Below are 18,082 nucleotides of genomic sequence, written 5' to 3'. Positions count from 1 at the left end.
CGACGGTTCCGGCGTCATGGCAGAAGTCCCCTCGATCAACGGTGCGCGGCTCGCCGGTAGAGGACCAGCGAGACGGGCACGCAGATCGCCAGGATCGCGAGACTGCAGCCGATCGAATAGCCGATCGCATGGTCGGCGACCCATCCGGTGGCGGGCGGGAAATCGGGTGGCGCGGTGTTGCCGAACAACTGCCGGCTCGCAGTGGCCACCGCGGTCACCGGATTCCACTCGGCGATGGTGCGCAGCGGTCCCGGCAGGCTCTGCGCCGAGATGAACGCGCTCGACAGGAACGTCACCGGGAACATCCACAGGAACCCGATACTCTGCGCGGCTTCGACGTTGGGTGCGACCAGACCGGTCACCGCGCCGACCCAGGCCATCGCCAGTGCGAACAACACGATCACGCCGAAGGCCGCAGCGGCATCGGCGGCACTGCCCTGTATCCGCCAGCCGATCGCCAGACCGCACACCACCATGACTCCGAGTCCGATGATGCCGAGCAGCATGTCCGACGACACCCGGGCCGCGATCACCCCCAGTCGCGACATCGGCAGTGACCGCAGGCGGTCGATGATGCCGTCGGAGGTGTCGGTGGCCAGCCCGACGGTGGTGAACGCCGCGTTGAACACCACGGTCTGCGTGAAGATCCCGGCCATCAGGAACTCTCGGTAGGTCCCACCGCCGAATGTCGCACCGAAGACGTAGGCGAACAGGAACACGAACATCAGCGGCTGGATGGTCGCACCGATGAGCAGAGTGGGAATTCGTTTGACGGTGAGAAGATTTCGTTCGACGAGGACGGCAGTGTCAGCGAACATGTGCCTGCTCCGTTTCTGTGGTGCGTGTCGAGGCCGACGACGGCGTGTCGTGATCGCGGCCCGTCAGCGCCAGGAAGACGTCGTCGAGGGTGGGTGAGGTCACGGTGGCATCGACAACGTCGACGTCGAGCGCTCCGAGGGCCTTGACCGCTTCGACCGCACTGCGCGAGCCGTCGGAGACCGGAACCGACCAACGCGTCTCGTCCACGTGCTCGGGCATACCCAAGCCGATCTCGGCCAGCGTCGTCGCGATGCGACCGGCCTTGCGCTCGTCCGATACCGCCTCGGAGATCTCCACCGTGAGAATCGACTCGACGGTGCTGGCCTTGAGTTGCTCGGCCGAACCCTGGGCGCGGATCGTGCCGTGGTCGATCACGGTGATCTCGTCGGCGAGTTCGTCGGCCTCCTCGAGATATTGGGTGGTCAACAGGACCGTGGTGCCCGAGGCCACCTGGTCGGCGATCACCTCCCAGATCTGTCGTCGGCCACGCGGATCCAGGCCGGTCGTCGGCTCGTCCAGGATCAGCAGTCGGGGGCGGTTGATCAGCGCGCCCGCCAGGTCGAGGCGCCGGCGCATGCCGCCCGAGTAGGTGCGCATGGGGCGGTCCGCGGCGTCGGTGAGATCGAGGTCGGAGATGAGTTCGCTTGCTCGAGAACGTGCCTCGGCGCGCGAGTGGCCATAGAGCTGAGCCACCATCCGAAGGTTCTCGAATCCGGTGAGGTTACCGTCGACCGCGGCGTACTGGCCGGAGACACCGATGATCTCGCGGGCGCGCTCCGGGTCGGCGAGGGCGTCGACGCCGTCGATCACCACCGACCCTTCGTCGGGTGTCATCAGCGTGGCGACCGCCCGCACGGTGGTGGTCTTACCCGCGCCGTTGGGGCCGAGCAGCGCGCACACGGTGCCCTTGGGAACGGTGAGGTCGAGTCCGTCGAGCGCATGGACGCGGGGGCCGCGGCCGAGGAAGCCCGAACGGAACGTCTTGCGCAGACCCCGGATACGCAGTGCGGCTGCCGGTTCAGTCATGCTGTGCCGTCCCATGTGTCTCCTCCTCGTTCTTTCCTGCGGCAGTCTGCCTCGCGGCGCCGGCCTGATCCATCGCGCGGATCAGGCTGGCGGGCCGCATGTCTCGCCAGTTCTCCTCGACGTAGGCGAGGCACTCGTCGTGACCCTCCGGTCCGAACACGGTGCGCCAGCCGTCCGGGACCGGGGCGAAATCGGGCCACAGCGAATGCTGGTTCTCGTCGTTGACAAGGACCCGGAAGACTCCGTCGGTGTTGTCGAACGGGTTGGTCATCGTTGTTCCTCCTGTTGTTCGGTGGGTGCCTGTTGGGCGTCTGCTCCGTCGATTGCGTGGATGTAGTCGACGACGTTCTCGGGCAGCAGCATTCGCGCATGCGTGCACGACGTCTTCACTTCGGTGACCTGGCCGGCGATGGCGGTGTGCCAGTCGTCCACCGCGCGCTGCCCCGCCGGCGGGTCGATGGTCGCCGAAACGAAGGTCGCGTCGCCGTCGTACGTGCGGGGCCGCCAGTCGGCGGCCAGCGGTGTTGCGTGCCGGAAGGCCCGATGCACCGCATCGAAGTCCTGCTCGCACATGGCGCCCAGAATGCCGCCGGCGGCCGCAACCGCCGTGCGCACCTCCTGCACGGTCGGCTCGACATCGACATCCGTTGTGGTGATGCCGAATTCCTTCATCAGCTCGGCCAGCGACGGCTCGGTGTGGAACTCGGGGCGGTCCGCGATGACGAACGAGTCGAGCAGGATCAGCTGTCCCACCTCGTCGCCCGACTCCTGCAGCTGCACCGCCATCTCCTGTGCGATCAGGCCGCCCAGCGACCAGCCGAGAAGGTGATACGGCCCGTCGGGGACGATCGCCCGGATCCGGCCGACGTAGTCGGCGGCGAGATCGCTGATCGTGTTCGCGGCCGGTTGACCCGACAGCATCGGATTCTGCAATCCGTACACCGCGCGATCGGCCGGCAGGTGTGGCAGCAGCGACGCGAAGCTCCAGGACAGACCGATCGCAGGATGGACGACGAACAGCGGAGCCGGACCGTCGGGTGCGCCGCGCCGCAACGGCAGCACCGGGGCCAGGGAATCGGCATGCGGTGCACCGTCCGGGTCGTCGGTCAGAGCGGCGGCCAACTCGGCGGGAGTGGGTGCGGTGAAGAGGATCTGGGCCGCGACATCGTATCCGGTCGCCTCGGTGAGCCGTGCCGTGACCGAGGTGGCCATCAACGAGTTGCCGCCGAGATCGAAGAACCCGTCGTCGGCCCCGACCGCGTCCTCGTCGATCCCGAGTACCTCGGCAAAGGCCTGGGCCACGGTGGTTTCCAGCCCCGGACGCGGCGTTCGGCGTTCGGCGATCACCGGCGCCGGGAGAGCGCTGCGGTCGAGCTTGCCGACCGGTGTCATCGGGATCTCATCGAGCACGGTGATCGTGGCCGGCACCATGTGCCGCGGCAGCGCGCGGGTCAGATGTCGACGCAACAGGTCGGGCTCCGGCGAAGTCTCCTGGGCCGCAGTCACATAACTGCGCAGGGTCGGTGCGCTGCCGCTGTCGTCGACGACGGTGACCGCGAAGTCGACCTCGCGATGAGCGGCGAGGGCATCGTCGATCTCGCCGAGCTCGATCCGGAAGCCACGCACCTGAACCTGCGTGTCGCTGCGTCCGACGTAGGCGATGCGCCCGTCGTCGGTCCACTGCACGAGATCGCCGGTCCGGTACATGCGGCGTCCCGCGTAGCGGGGGCCGGTGACCATGGGTGCCGGCACGAATCGCACCGACGTCAGGTCGGGGCGGCGATGATAGCCGCGGGTGACCTGCGCACCGATCAGGTACAGCTCGCCGGTGACGCCGGCCGGTACCGGATGCAGACGCTCGTCGAGCACCACGGCGGCGACCCCGTTGTTGGGCGTGCCGATCGTCAGTTCGCTACGCGCGGTGAGCGGTTGGCTGCCGGTGGTGATGATCGTGGTCTCGGTGGGGCCGTAGACGTTGACCATGGTGCGTCCCGGCGCCCAGCGTCGGACCAGTTCGGAGCCGAAGTCCTCGCCGCCGACCGCGAGCGCTCGCAGCGACGGCACCTCCTTCGGGTCCATGCTGGCCACGGCGGCCGGGGTGATGAACGCGTGCGTCACACCGTGCCGGTCGATGAAGTCTTCCAGTCCGCGACCACCGTAGACGTCGGTCGGTGCGATCACCAGCGTCGCCGAACCGCATGCGGCCAACAGGAACTCGAGAACCGAGGCGTCGAAACTGGGCGACGCGAAATGCAGGACCCGTGAGGTGGGTCCCGGCCCCAGCCGCTGCGCCAGCTCGTCGTGGACGGCCCGCAGCCCCGAATGCGGGACGAGCACTCCCTTCGGGATGCCGGTCGAACCCGACGTGTAGATCACATAGGCCAACTGATCGGGGTGAACCCGGCGCGACCGTTCGGCGTCGGTGATCGCGGCCGGCGACGAATGACCGATCCGGGTGCGAACCGCTCGGTCGTCGAGCCGCAGGGTGGGCAGATCGGTGTCGAGGCGCTGCGCACCCGAGGAGGTGGTGATCACCAGGCGCGCGCCGCTGTCGGCGAGCATGTGCGCCACGCGGTCGGACGGGTAGGTCGGGTCCACCGGGACGTAGGCGGCACCGGACTTCACGATCGCCCAGATGGCCACCAGCGCATCGATGGAACGCTCGACGGCCATCGCGACCACCGGTTCGGTGTGATCGGCGACCCCGCGACCGAGAAGTACCCGCGCCAACCGGTTGGACCGGGCGTCGAGCTCGGCGTAGGTGATCGACTCGGTGTCGGTGATGGCGGCGAAGCCATCGGGATTACGCCGAACCGCGTCGTCGAGCAGCGCCCCGAAGGTCTTCGGCATCCCCGGGTCGGGCCCCACCGCCGGGGTGAGGGCGGCGACCTCGAGCGGATCGGTGATGCGGACGTCGCCCACTGCGCGGCCCGGATCGCAGACCATCGCCCGCACCACCCGCAGCAGGCGAGTGATCAGCAGATCGGCGTCGTCGTGACGGTAGCGGTCGGTGTCGTAGGTGAGGGTGACCCGCGGCCGCTGCGCGTCGGCATGGACACCGGTGACGGTGAACTGGAGATCGAATTTCGCGGTCGGAGCGTCGATCTCGGACGCCGACAACCTCAGATCGTCATCCATCGAGAGATCGTCGCCGGTCATCCCGGAGGCGAAATCGTGCACCGACAGCGCAATCTGGAACAGCGGATGCCGGCCTTGCTCGCGTTCCGGATTGAGTGCTGCGACGACGTCGTCGAACGGTGTGGACCGACGGTCGAGCGCGGCCAGGTCGTCGTCGCGCGTGCGTGCGATCAACTCCGACACCGATTCACCCGGTGCGACGACGGTGCGCAACGCCAGGGTGTTGACGAACATGCCGATCACGCCGGAGTAGTCGCGCGCGGATCCCGCCGGGGCCTCCCGATTGGCCACCGGGGTGCCGATGACCACGTCGCGTCCCACGCCCAGTCGGTTGAGCAGGATTGCCAGGCCGGTGTGCAGCAGCGAGAACGGCGTGGTCGAGCGCGAACGGGCGAGCCGGAGCAGCCCGGCATGCAGTTCGGCGTCGATCGGGGCGCTGACCGACCCGGCGGTTCCGGGACCGTGAGGGCTCCTATCCCGCGAGGTGCGACGGCCCGCGATGGTGGTCTCGGCCGGCGCATCGGCCAGCGCGTTGGTCCAGAACGGCAGATCCTGTTGTGCGTCTGCATCGTCGGCCATCTCGAGCGCGTAGTCGCGGTAGTCGATGGCTGCCGCGTCCCAGCGCTGCGATCGACCGGCTCGCCGGCTGCGATACGCCTCGATCAGATCGCCGACCAGGGTTGGTAGCGACGCGCCGTCGGCCGCGATGTGATGCACGACGAGCACAAGCAAGTGTTCTTCGTCGTCGCCGCGGTCGGAAATGTCCCGCCACAGCGATGCCCGCAGGGAAGCATCCTCGGCAAGGTCGAAGGGGCGACCGGCGATTCGGGCCATCGCGGCACTCGGATCATAGGTTTCGCGCGGGGCGAGGTCGCCGATGACCGCGGCGGGATCGTCGAGAACCCGGGCCACCGGACCGCCGTCGCCCATCGGATACACCGTCCGCAGACTCGTGTGCCGCGCAACGAGATCGGTCAGTGCTGCCCGCAACGCCTCCCGGTCCAGTTCGCCACGCAGGCGCAGCGCGAACGGCATCACGTATTCGGTGGAATCCGGTGCGGCCGTGGCCACCGACCACAGGCGGCGCTGCATCGGTGCGAGGGGAACATCAACCGGCCGTTCGGTCGGCAGGTCTTGGGTTTCGGGCATGTCGGCCAGGTGGAGATCATCCGGGAACGACACCAGCGGGGCCAACTTCTCCGCGGTGGGATGGTCGAACAGATCGCGCACCCGGATACGCTCCCCGAGGTGATGACGGTTGATTCGGCTGACGACGGCGGTCGCCTGCAACGAGGTGCCGCCCACGTCGAAGAAGTCGTCGTCGGCGCCGACCTCTTCCGTGTTGCGACCCAGGACCTCCGCGAGGATCTCGACGAGCGCTGACTCGGTGCGCGAGGTGGGAGCGCGTCCCGCGGTGTCGGTGACGGCAGGACCCGGCTCCGGGAGAGCGCGTTGGTCGAGTTTTCCGTTACCGGTCAACGGAATCCGGTCCAGGATGACCACGGCGGCGGGCACCATGTGGCGCGGGAGCCGGCCGCGGACGGCGGATAGGATCGTGCGCTCGTCCGGCGCCGGACCGTCGGCATCGTGCGTCACGTACCCGACGAGCGTGGCGTCCGCGCCGCGGCCACGGACGACGGTGGTGGCGAAGTCGACGCCGTCGACCGCAGACAGGGCTGCCGACACCTCGTCGAGCTCGATCCGGAAACCGCGGACCTTGACCTGATTGTCGCTGCGGCCGTGATAGATCAGCGATCCGTCGAACGCGCGGTGCACGATGTCGCCGGTGCGGTACATGACGGCACCGGGTACCTCAGGATCGGCGACGAAACGGGTCGCGGTGAGGCCGCTGCGATTCAGATAGCCACGCGCAACACCCGGACCGGACAGGTACAGGTCGCCGGGCACGTGATCGGGCACGGGCCGCAGATGCCGGTCGAGAACGTGTACACCGCAGCCGTCGACCGGGGAGCCGATCGTGATCGCGTCTCCCGCCGCCAGCGGCTGCGACATGGTGGCGACGATGGTGGTCTCGGTGGGGCCGTAGCAGTTGATGTACCGGCGTCCGGGAGCCCAGCGCGCCAACAGCTCTGGGGTGGACGCCTCCCCGCCGACGCCGAGGGTGCGCAGGTCGGGCAGCGGATGTGCGCGTGCCGCGGCGAGCGCTGCGGGCGTGATGAAGGCGTGCGTCACCGCCTGTTCGGCGAGGAACTCGACGAGTTCGTCGCCACCGTAGATGGTCGACGGCGCGATCACCATCGTCGCCCCGGTGGAGAAGGCCAGCAAGAACTCGAGCATCGTGGCGTCGAAGGCCGGCGAGGCGAAGTGCAGGCTGCGGTCCCCGACACCGATGTCGTAGCGCTGTTGCTGCGCCACGGCGAAAGTGGCGAGTCCACGATGGGTGACGCTGACGCCCTTGGGCTTTCCGGTGGAACCAGACGTGTAGACGATGTAGGCCAGGCTGTCGGTGTGCCGGGCCGGCGGCCACCCGGTGGGCGGTGCGTCGGGTCCGGACTGGGAGAGCGATTCCGTCGAGAGCCACCAGATCCCGCGCGGCACCGTGTCGAAGCGATCGCTCGACGTGATGCCGAGAACGGCGCCGGAATCGGCGATCATGTGCTCAACGCGCTGCGCCGGGTACCGGGAGTCGATCGGCAGGACGGTCGCGCCGGCCTTGGCGATCGCCCACACGGCAACCACGAGATCCAGTGAGCGGTCGAGGGCGACGGCGATGACGTCGTCGGCGCCGATGTCCAGGGCGTGCAGTCGAAACGCCCACTCGTCGGACGCGGCGTCGAGGTCGGCGTAGGTCATCGTGGCCACGCCGTCATCGATTGCGACGGCGTCGGCGTGCTCGCGTGCCGTGCGTTCGAAGATGTCGGCGAGATGAACCGGCTCGGTCGGCGCCGGCACGGCGGAGGTTTCCCGATCGGTGAGGATCGGCAGACTGTCGATAGGTGCGTCGGGATCGTCCACGATCGCCCGGGCCAACCGGATGAAGGTATCCGCCAGCGCGGTGATCCGCTCATGGCCGAAGACATCGGTGGCGTAGGTGAATCGGGCGACATCGCCGCGCATACGCAGCTCGAGGTCGAATCGCGCCGCTCCGGTGTCGATCTCGTCCGTGGTGACTTCGAGCCCCGCCAGGCTCGGCCCCGACGCGGCGGGCGCCGGGTTGTCGGACACCGCGGCGTCGAGCGCCAGTGCGATCTGGAAGATCGGATGCGTCTGTGTCCGAGGCGGGTTGAGCATGGAGACGATCTCCTCGAAGGGCATGTCGGCCTGCGACAGCGCTTCGAGATCGGTGGAGCGGATGGTGTCGAGCAGCGCCGAGAAGCCGGCGTCACCGTCGACCTTGGTGCGCAAGACCACCGAGTTGACGAACATGCCGACGAGGTCGGCGAGCCGGGGATCGGCGCGCCCCGCCACCGGGGTGCCGATGACGACATCGGAATCCGCACCGGCGAGGTGCACGTCCGGGTCGCCGTGCAGCCGGTGGAGCAGGGCCGCGAACACGGCATGAACGGTCATGAACTCGGTGGCCTTGCCGCCGGCCAGCGACACCAGCTTGCGGCGCAGGTCGGCGTCGAAGTCGACCTCCACGACGCCCGCGGTGCGGATGGCCGCGGCGTTCGAGTCAGGCACCAGGGTTCCGGTGGCGTCGAGGCCGTCGAGCTCTCGACGCCACCACCCGGCGAGGTCGGCCATACGCGAGCCGTCGGCTGCCGGACCGAGATTCTCGGCCTGCCAACGCAAGTAGTCGCGATAACCGACTCGAAGTGCAGCCTGAGCCGGTGATCGACCGGCGCTCAGGTCCGCGTAGGCGCCGGCGATGTCTCGCCCGAGCGGCGCCATCGACCATCCGTCGGCGGCAATGTGGTGCACGACGATGGTCAGCTTGTGATGTGCCCGATCACCGTCGATGCGGTGGAGTCGGACGCGCAGCGGCACCTCCTGCGTGAGGTCGAACCGCGACCTGGCGAGGTGCTGCGCCTGTTCGTTCCAGTCGGCGTCGCTGACGTCGACGGGTGTGAGCGTGAGGTCGACGTCGTCGGCGGGCCGGACGTCCATGACGGGAAGTCCGTCGTGGTCGGGGAACACGGTGCGCAGCGGCTCGTGCCGATCGACCGCGTGGCGCAGTGCGCCGGCGAGCGCGTCGACGTCGAGGTCACCGCGCAGGTCGAGGGCGAACGCGATCGAGTATGCGGCGCTGGTGGTTTCGGTCCCATCTGATTCGACGTCGTCGGAACCGTCGAGCTGGTTGAGGAACCACAGCTGCCGCTGTGCCGGACCGACCGGCACGTCCGCATCGGGGTCATGGTGCAGCGTCGCGAGCGGCCGTGGGTCGGCCGGCCCGGTGAGCCGGGCGAGATCGGCAACCGTGGAGTGCTCGAACACCTCGCGCACCGTGACCCGGCGTCCGGCGAGTTGCTCGAGGGCGCCGACGATCTGGGTGGCGAGCAGCGAGTTGCCGCCGAGATCGAAGAAGTCGTGGTTGCGTCCGACGCTGCCGGGGTCGAGCTCCAGGCGCTCGGCGATCAGATCTGCGATCCGGCGCTCGGCCTCGGATTCGGGTGCCACATAGGCGATGTCGCCTTCCGGGCCGACGAGTGCGTCGGGCTCGGGCAGGGCGCGCAGATCGACCTTGCCGATCGGGGTCTTGGGGATCTCGTCGAGTTCGATGATCGCCGACGGGATCATGTGCCGGGGCAGACGCTGCGCGAGACGTCCGCGAATGTCCCCGACGGCGTCTGCGTCGGCGACGGTCGTCACGTAGGAGACGAGACGCGTTTGCGCACCGGAGCCGTGGGTGGTGGTGACGGCCGCGACCACCGCGTCGTCGTCGGCGAGTGCGGCGTCGATCTCACCCAGCTCGATCCGGTGTCCCCGGATCTTGGTCTGATGATCGGCGCGGCCACGGAACTCGAGCTCGTGGTCGGAGGTCCAGCGCACCAGATCGCCGGTGCGGTACATGCGCTCGCCCGGATGTCCGTACGGGTTGGCGATGAATCGCTTGGACGTCAGAGGGCGCACACCGTGGTAGCCGCGGGCGAGATGGTCGCCGGCGATGTAGAGCTCGCCCACCGCGCCCGGCATGACGGGACGCAGGCGCTCGTCGAGCACCATCGCGGCGATACCGCGGATCGGACGCCCGATGGTCAGTGTCGAATAGTCGGGGCGGATCGCCGACGACACGGTGGCGACCACGGTGGTCTCGGTGGGGCCGTAGGCGTTGAACAGTGCCGGACCGGCCGACCATTGGCGCACCACAGCCGGATTCGGGTGCTCGCCGCCGATCACGAGCGCCTGCAGGTCGGGTACCTGCTCGGGCGACATCGTGGTCAGCACGGACGGGGTGAGGAAGGCGTGCGTGACGCGGCGATCGCGCATCAGGTCGGCGAGTTCGGATCCGCCGACCACGCCGGGCGGCACGATGTGCATTGTCGCCGCCGCGGAGACCGCCATCAGCACCTCGAGCACCGAGGCGTCGAAGCTGGGGGAGGCCATGTGCATCGTGTGGCTGTCGGGTGTGATGCCGAAATCGGTCACCTGCTGCGCCGCGAAGTCGGCGAGACCACGGTGTCCGACGACCACTCCCTTGGGTGTTCCGGTGGTTCCGGACGTATAGATCAGGTAGGCCGGATGGTCGACGTCTCGCGGGAGCGACAGTTCGGCATCACCAATGGGCCCGGCGGATTTCGCGTCGCGCGCGGTCTGCACCTCGGCGTCGTCGAGACGCAGCGTGTGGATGGCTGCGCCAGGATCGGAGCCGGAGTCGGTGACGAGGAGCCGTGCCCCCGAGTCGGTCAGCATGTGGGTGATGCGCGCGGTCGGGTAGTTCGGATCGATCGGCACCCATGCCGCGCCGGTGCGGGCGATCGCCCACAGCGTGGTGATCCAGTCGATGCCACGCGGAAGGGACACCGCGACATAGGTTTCCGGGCGCGCGCCGTTGGCGATTAGCAGCCGCGCGAGCCGGTTGGCCGCCGCGTCGAGCTCGCGATAAGTCAGCGTGGTGGTGGCGTCACTGATGGCGACGCGATGCGGTTGCGAATCGACCGCGGACGTGAGCAGCCGCGACAGGTGTTCCACCGGGCGGCGTCCGGCGCCCACGGCGGGCACCAGGTCGAGCCGCTCGTGCAGATCGAGCATCGGGATGTCGCCGATCGTCACCTGCGGGTCGGCGGTGACCGCGTCGACGGTCCTGGTCAGCCGGGAGGCGATGCCGCGCACCGTATCGTTCTCGAACAGGGCAGTGGCATAACCGATCTCGACGGAAACGCCGCTCAGCTCACCGGAGTTCGAGATGTTCTCGGTGAAGGTGAACTGGAGATCGAACTTCGTGTGCCCGGTGTCGATCCGGGCTGCGGTCGCCGTGAGGCCGGCGAAGTCGAGCGCGATCGCCGAGTTGTCGTCGAGTGCGACCGACACCTGGAAGAACGGGTGCAGGTTGGCCGATCGTTCGGGGTTGAGTCGCTCGACGATTCGGTCGAACGGCACGTCGGAGTTCTCGAAGGCACTCAGGTCGGTGTCGCGCACGTCGGCCAGCAGGTCGGTGAAGCAGGCATCCTTGTCCACTGCGGTGCGCAGGGCGAGGGTGTTCACGAACATGCCGACCATGCCGTCGACATCGGCGTCGCCACGACCGGACACCGGCGTGCCGACCACGATGTCAGAGGTCTGGGACATGGTGCGCAGCAACGAGGCGACAGCAGCGTGCAGCACCATGAACACCGTGACGTCATGCGCCTCCGCGATGGCTCGCACCGCGCGATGGGTCTGCGGCGAGAGCATCGCGTGGACGGTGTCGCCCGCCGGGTTCGCGTCGATCGTGCGCGATTGATCCAGCGGCAGTTCGGTTTCGGCAGGGGCGTCGTCGAGAGCTTTCGTCCAGAAGCTGAGTTCGTCATCGACGTCGATGCTTCGGGACGCACTGATCTGCGAGTAGGTGGTGGGCAGCGGCGCCCAGTCGGGCTCGTTCCCGTCGCGGCGGGCGCGGTACGCGGTCGCCAGGTCGACCGCCAGCGGGCCGAGCGACCAGCCGTCGGCGGCGATGTGGTGGATCACGATGGTGAGCCGATGATCGTCGGTGCCGGAGCGGACGAGGCGTGCTCGGATCGGCAGATCGGCGGACAAGTCGAAGGGTACGGATGCGAAGTCGCGCTCGCTGGCCAGGTCCGACGACGCGTCGTCGACGGGCAGGTCGAAGCGGACCGAGTCCGCATCGAGCGGCGCGATGTACGGTGTGCCGTCGCGCTCGTCGACCAGGCTGTGCAGCGGTTCGTGCCGGGTGACGACATCGGTGATCGCCCGCTGCAGCGCGTCGGTGTCGAGCTCGCCGACGAGCCGTACGGTGAACGGGATGTTGTATGCGGCAGCCGAATCGGGATCGAGGCGCGCCGCCAGCCACAGGCGTTGCTGTGCCGTGGACAGGGGGACCGGTCCGGTGGCCGTGTCCCGTGGTTCGGTGGTATCGGTTGTGAGCTCGACCCCCTGCTCCTCCAGGTGCGCTGCGAGGGAGGCGAGGTCGGTCGTGTCGAAGACCGCGCGCAGGCCGACCTTCGTTCCGGTCGCCCGGGACAAGCGGGCGGCCACCCGGGTCGCCGACAGCGAGTTGCCGCCGATTCCGAAGAAGTTGGCGGACATCGAGATCGGCGAGATCCCGAGTACGGCGGACACGGTGTCGGCGACGAGGCGTTGGAGCGGGCCGTCGGGCTCGACATGGCTCCCGGCGTCCGGCTGCGATGGCGCCGGCAGTGCGCGTCGGTCCAGTTTGCCGTTGCTGGTGGTCGGCAGCGCGTCGAGCACCATCACGACGGTGGGCACCATGTGATCGGGCAGAGCGTCGGCCAGTTCTGCCCGCAGGTCACGATCGTCGAGACCGCTGCCCGCGACGTAACCGACCACCGTTGCCGCATCCGCGACCATGTCGTCGCGCAGCAGCACGCCGGCGGCCCGGACACCGTCGAGCCGGCTCAGTGCGGCCTCGATCTCGCCGAGTTCGACGCGCTGACCGCGGATCTTGACCTGAGAGTCGGTGCGGCCCAAGTACTCCAGCTCGCCGTCGGCGCGTCGGCGCACGAGGTCGCCGGTGCGGTAGAGGCGGTCGCCCGAGCCGCTCGGGTCCGCGATGAAGCGGGTGGCGGTCAGCTCGCCACGCGACCGGTAGCCACGCGCGAGTTGCATTCCGCCCAGGTACAGCTCGCCGATGGCGCCCGGAGGTTGCGGAACCAGGCGGTGATCGAGGACATGCACGCTGGTGTTCCACACCGGGCGTCCGATGGGCACAACGTCCGCGTCGGGTGAGCAATGGTCGTGATACGTGACGTCGATGGCGGCTTCGGTGGGGCCGTACAGATTGTGGACAGGTGCGGGTGTCAGTCGTGCGGTCGCCCCAACCGTCGCCGGTGTCAGTGCCTCGCCACTGGTGAAGATCTGGCGGAGCGACGCGAGCTGTGCCGCGGTGTCGGGATCGGCGTCCTCGCCGGCGCCGGGATCGAAGGTGGCGGCAAACGCGGCCAGCATGGAGGGCACGAAGTGCGTTGTGGTGACACCGAACTGGCCGATGGTGTCACGTAGATACCACGGATCGCGGTGACCGTCGGGAGTCGGCACGACGAGTGTGGCGCCGGTGGTGAACGGCCAGAAGAACTCCCAGACCGACACGTCGAAGGTCGCCGGGGTCTTCTGCAGGACTCGATCGGCGGTGGTGAGCGGGTAGCGCGACTGCATCCAGCGCAGCCGGTTGACGATGGCGCGGTGGGTGATCACCACCCCCTTGGGCTTACCCGTGGAGCCCGAGGTGAACAGCACATACGCCGCGTGGTCGGGGTGCGGGGCGCGCGGAGTGACGGTGCCGGTCTCGGCGACGAGTTCATCCAGAGCGACGGTGTCAATCTGATCGACTCCGTCGGTGTCAATTTGATCGACTCCGTCGAGGTCGGGCAGTTCGTCGTCGGAGATCACGAGCGCCGGCGTCGCCGTGGTCAAGATGTGGCCGAGTCGTTCGGCGGGTTCGGCGGGGTCGATCGGCAGGAATGCCGCACCGGCACGTACCACCGCGTGCAGCGCGATGACCTGCTCGGCGCTGCGCGCAAGGCGCACCCCGACAACGCTTTCCGGTCCGACGCCGCGCTCGGCGAGGGCTGCTGCAGCGGCGTCGGCGCGGTCGGCGAGCTCGGCATGGGTGAGTGTGTGACCGCTCACCGCGTCGACGATGGCCGTCGCATCGGGGTGCAGGCGGGCGGCCTCGTCGAGCAGATCGACGAGCGAGCGCTCGCCGGTGACAACAGTCGGGCCATTCGTGTGCTCGGACAGGTCGTCGGTCTCGGCGGGCGTGAGCAGCCCCAACTCCACGACGTGGCGTTCGGGGTCGGCGAGGACAAAGCGCGTCAGGAAATCGATGATGCGCGTGTGGTGGGCCTCGATCTCCCACGGGGCGTAGACATTCGGGTTGGCTTCCAGGTCGAGCCGCATGCCGCCGGTGAAGCCGTCGTAGACATTGATCGAGGCGTCTTCGACGGGTCCGGTCGAGAGGACGTTCAGTTCGCCACGCAGGGAACCGAAGTCGATGTGTTCGAAGAACAGCATGACGTTGACCATCGGGCCGAAGAATCCTCGACGACCGCCCGGACTCGCGAGGACCTCCGCGGTGATGTCCTCGTGGCGGTACTTCTGGTGGCGCACAGCCTGTTTGATCTCGGCGTTGGTGTCACGCAGTACCTGTGCAACGGTCGCGGTCTCCTCGTCGATCGCAACCCGCACGGGAACGACATTCGAGGTGAGGCCCGCCGATGTGCGCAGGATGTCGCGGTCACGGGCGGCGACCGGAAGGCTGAGCATCGACTCGGAGCGGTCGTTGAGCCGGGCGAGGTAGGTGGCCACGGCGGCCGTGATCACCGATGCAGGCCGCACGCGGTGCTCCTTGGCCAGGGACCGGATGCGTTGCACCAGGTCGTCGTCGAGGTCGGCCGAACGCACCGTCGCGATCGGCGCGGCCGCCTCCGACCGTCCCGACAGCGACGTGGTTTCCGGGGTCGGGACCAGATGATCGGTCCAGTAGTCACGATCGCGGGTGAACTTTTCCGACGACCGGTAGTCGTGGTCGAGGTCGGCGATCTCGGCCATGGTCGCGGTGTCGGCGTCGGACGCGTCGTGGCCGGCGGAGATCGCTGTGTAGTGTGCGGCGACCCGCACCATCATGTACATCGCGGCGTATCCGTCGAAGGCGAGGTGGTGGCCCCAGCAGTACCAGATGACGTGCCGCGGGCCGACTCGCAGGAGGTAGGTCTCGAGCAGCGGGTCGGTGAACAGGTCGGTCGACTTCGAGCGGTGCTCGTCCATCCAGGCGAGGGCGGCGGCGCGCGGGTCGGCGGCGTCGGAGAAGTCGCGAGTGCCCAGCGCGATCGGTCGATCGTGGTCGACGAGTACGCGGGGTTCGTCGTCACCGTCGAGGTCGTCGACGAGCCGGAGCAGACCTGATTGGGTTTCGGTGCTCGTCGCGGCCACCGCGGCCCGCATGATCTCGGCGTCGACATCGTCGCGGAATTCGGCGTAGGCCACCACGGACATCGGCACGTCGGGGTCGATCTGCTGGGCGTAATAGATGCCGCGCTGAGCTGCGGTCATCGGGATCGACTGGTCGGCGATGATGGGCTGGATCGTGCTTTCTGCGGTCACCGGTGTGCCTCCCTGCCTCGCGAGCAATGCCGGTTGGGCGGTTGTCTCCACCCGGATGGCTTATGTGAGTGCTTCGCGCGAGGGGTGGCCGCAGATGGGTGCTGTTTTGATCGGATGACCCAACTGGCGAGTAGGCCGCCGACCGGATTTGGCTCCGACCTGCGGGTTCGCCTACACTTGTGGGGTTGCCTGCGGCATGAACGTGCCGCGAATCGGCGCACGAACCCACTGGGGAGGTCCGTTTCGGCGGAAAGGCCCAGGCAGGCGTGTGTCCGGTGGTGACAGACCGTGTGCGTCGGGTCGGAAATCCGGCGGACAGAAATACCAGGTCAAGGAGACCAACGAGTGATTCAGCAGGAATCTCGCCTGCGGGTCGCCGACAACACCGGAGCCAAGGAAATCTTGTGCATCCGCGTGCTCGGCGGTTCCTCGCGGCGCTACGCCGGCATTGGTGACGTGATCGTCGCCACTGTCAAGGACGCCATCCCGGGCGGCAACGTCAAGAAGGGCGAGGTCGTCAAGGCAGTCATCGTGCGCACCACCAAGGAGCGCCGTCGTCAGGACGGAAGCTACATCCGTTTCGACGAGAACGCCGCCGTCATCCTCAAGGGTGAGAGCGACCCCCGCGGTACCCGCATCTTCGGCCCGGTCGGCCGCGAGCTGCGTGAGAAGAAGTTCATGAAGATCGTGTCGCTGGCACCGGAGGTGATCTGACATGAAGGTGCACAAGGGTGACACCGTGATCGTCATCTCGGGCAAGGACAAGGGCGCCAAGGGCAAGGTCATCCAGGCCTTCCCGAAGGAGCAGCGTGTTCTCGTCGAGGGCGTCAACCGAATCAAGAAGCACACCGCCGCGTCGGCGAACGAGCGCGGTGCCTCCTCCGGCGGCATCGTGACCCAGGAAGCCTCGATCCACGTCTCGAACGTGATGGTCGTGGACTCCGACGGCAACCCGACTCGCGTCGGCTACCGCGTCGACGAAGAGTCCGGCAAGAAGGTCCGGATCTCGCGCAAGAGCGGGAAGGACATCTGACATGACTTCAACCGAAACCAAGATTCAGCCGCGCCTGAAGACTCGCTACCGCGAGGAGATCAAGGACGCGCTCAACAAAGAGTTCGACTACGCCAACGTGATGCAGATCCCGGGCGTCGTGAAGGTCGTCGTGAACATGGGTGTCGGTGACGCCGCCCGCGACGCCAAGCTCATCAACGGCGCTGTCGAGGATCTCGCGAAGATCACCGGTCAGCGTCCGGAGATCCGCCGGGCCCGCAAGTCCATCGCGCAGTTCAAGCTGCGTGAGGGTATGCCGATCGGTGCCCGCGCCACGCTGCGCGGCGACCGTATGTGGGAGTTCCTGGACCGCCTCGTGTCCATCGCCCTCCCGCGTATCCGCGACTTCCGCGGTCTGTCCGACCGCCAGTTCGACGGCAATGGCAATTACACGTTCGGCCTGAACGAGCAGTCGATGTTCCACGAGATCAACATCGACAACATCGACCGGCCGCGCGGTATGGACATCACCGTCGTCACGTCGGCCACCACGGACGAGGAAGGCCGCGCGCTGCTTCGCGCCCTGGGCTTCCCGTTCAAGGACAACAACGTTAAGGACAACTGACATGGCAAAGAAGGCTCTGGTCAACAAGGCCAACAAGAAGCCCAAGTTCGCCGTGCGGGCCTACACCCGGTGCAACAAGTGCGGTCGTCCGCACTCGGTGTTCCGCAAGTTCGGCCTGTGCCGTGTGTGCCTGCGCGAAATGGCGCACGCCGGTGAGCTTCCGGGCGTGCAGAAGTCCAGCTGGTGACTTCGCGCTAACCAGATGTCGCGTTCAGCCCCACCTCCCACCTCGGGCGGTGGGGCTGAACGCTTTTCACCCGCGGCGTGGCTGGGTTCGCTATGGAGTTCTCAAAGGGCGTGCGCGGTCCCGACGGGTCGGGTGCGCGAAAGGTGCTGCGCGGTGAAGTCGGTGAAATGCCTTCCCCGGCAGGGGGTCAGGCGGCGATGCGGTCGTCGAGGGTCATGGTGCGTCGGTTGTAGGCGGGCAGTGGGGTTCGTCGGGGGTCGATAGTGGCGGGTGGTACGAGCCAGGGGTGGCGGTCGGCGCCCATGATGATGGCCCAGTCGCTGGCATGGATGTAGGCGTGGCAGGACGGGCAGAGTAGGCATCCGTTGTCGAGGTCGGTGGGTCCGTCGTGGCTCCAGAACGTGATGTGGTGGACGTGGGTGCGCCCGGCGGGGGCGCCGGATTTGATGCAGCAGTGGTCGCGGATGATGATGGCTCGCCGTAGGTGTGCGGGGAACAGTCGTTTGCTGGTGCCCATCTGGAGGGGGACGGTTTCTCCGTCGATGACGACGTCGGTGACGGTGGAGTCGCACGTGAGCAGTGATGCGGTGGTGGGGCTGATGGGGCCCAGACATTG

9 protein-coding genes are annotated in these 18,082 nt (G+C 67.9%); 4 read left to right on the top strand and 5 right to left on the bottom strand.

Annotated features, from left to right (window positions below; all coding sequences use genetic code 11):
* Positions 1 to 35 precede the first annotated feature (35 nt).
* Genes ACWDTF_RS00045 through ACWDTF_RS00030 form a run of 4 tightly spaced genes read right to left on the bottom strand, consistent with a single transcriptional unit; the run spans position 36 to position 15,612 of the window.
* Positions 36 to 818: an ABC transporter permease gene (locus ACWDTF_RS00045; protein WP_355275956.1), complete on the bottom strand. Its 783-nt coding sequence runs from the start codon at positions 816 to 818 to the stop codon at positions 36 to 38.
* Positions 808 to 1,860, bottom strand: coding sequence for an ATP-binding cassette domain-containing protein (locus ACWDTF_RS00040; protein WP_355275958.1), 1,053 nt, complete (start codon positions 1,858 to 1,860; stop codon positions 808 to 810). Before ACWDTF_RS00040 ends, ACWDTF_RS00045 begins: the two co-directional genes overlap by 11 nt.
* Positions 1,838 to 2,116, bottom strand: a complete 279-nt coding sequence (locus tag ACWDTF_RS00035) for an MbtH family protein (protein WP_355275960.1) — start codon at positions 2,114 to 2,116, stop codon at positions 1,838 to 1,840. The genes ACWDTF_RS00040 and ACWDTF_RS00035 overlap by 23 nt, the downstream gene beginning before the upstream one ends.
* Positions 2,113 to 15,612: an amino acid adenylation domain-containing protein gene (locus tag ACWDTF_RS00030; protein ID WP_449753883.1), complete on the bottom strand. Its 13,500-nt coding sequence runs from the start codon at positions 15,610 to 15,612 to the stop codon at positions 2,113 to 2,115. The genes ACWDTF_RS00035 and ACWDTF_RS00030 overlap by 4 nt, the downstream gene beginning before the upstream one ends.
* Before the next feature lie 396 nt (positions 15,613 to 16,008).
* On the opposite strand from ACWDTF_RS00030, the gene rplN reads away from it, so the two are divergent.
* Genes rplN through ACWDTF_RS00010 form a run of 4 tightly spaced genes read left to right on the top strand, consistent with a single transcriptional unit; the run spans position 16,009 to position 17,466 of the window.
* The gene (rplN, locus tag ACWDTF_RS00025; protein WP_348809172.1) at positions 16,009 to 16,377 is read left to right on the top strand and encodes a 50S ribosomal protein L14; all 369 of its coding nucleotides are present in this window, start codon (positions 16,009 to 16,011) and stop codon (positions 16,375 to 16,377) included.
* A 1-nt stretch (position 16,378) separates the two neighbouring features.
* On the top strand, positions 16,379 to 16,696 hold the full coding sequence (rplX, locus tag ACWDTF_RS00020; RefSeq protein WP_355275962.1) for a 50S ribosomal protein L24: 318 nt from the start codon (positions 16,379 to 16,381) through the stop codon (positions 16,694 to 16,696).
* 1 nt (position 16,697) lies between these two features.
* Positions 16,698 to 17,279, top strand: a complete 582-nt coding sequence (rplE, locus tag ACWDTF_RS00015) for a 50S ribosomal protein L5 (RefSeq protein WP_355275964.1) — start codon at positions 16,698 to 16,700, stop codon at positions 17,277 to 17,279.
* 1 nt (position 17,280) lies between these two features.
* The gene (locus ACWDTF_RS00010; protein WP_012835401.1) at positions 17,281 to 17,466 is read left to right on the top strand and encodes a type Z 30S ribosomal protein S14; all 186 of its coding nucleotides are present in this window, start codon (positions 17,281 to 17,283) and stop codon (positions 17,464 to 17,466) included.
* 187 nt (positions 17,467 to 17,653) lie between these two features.
* Here ACWDTF_RS00010 and ACWDTF_RS00005 read toward each other — a convergent pair.
* Positions 17,654 to 18,082: HNH endonuclease (locus tag ACWDTF_RS00005; RefSeq protein WP_449753823.1), on the bottom strand; the 429-nt coding region annotated here is incomplete at its 5' end.

This window comes from Gordonia sp. NPDC003422, assembly GCF_053588675.1.
This window is presented reverse-complemented; position numbering and strand designations above follow the sequence as displayed.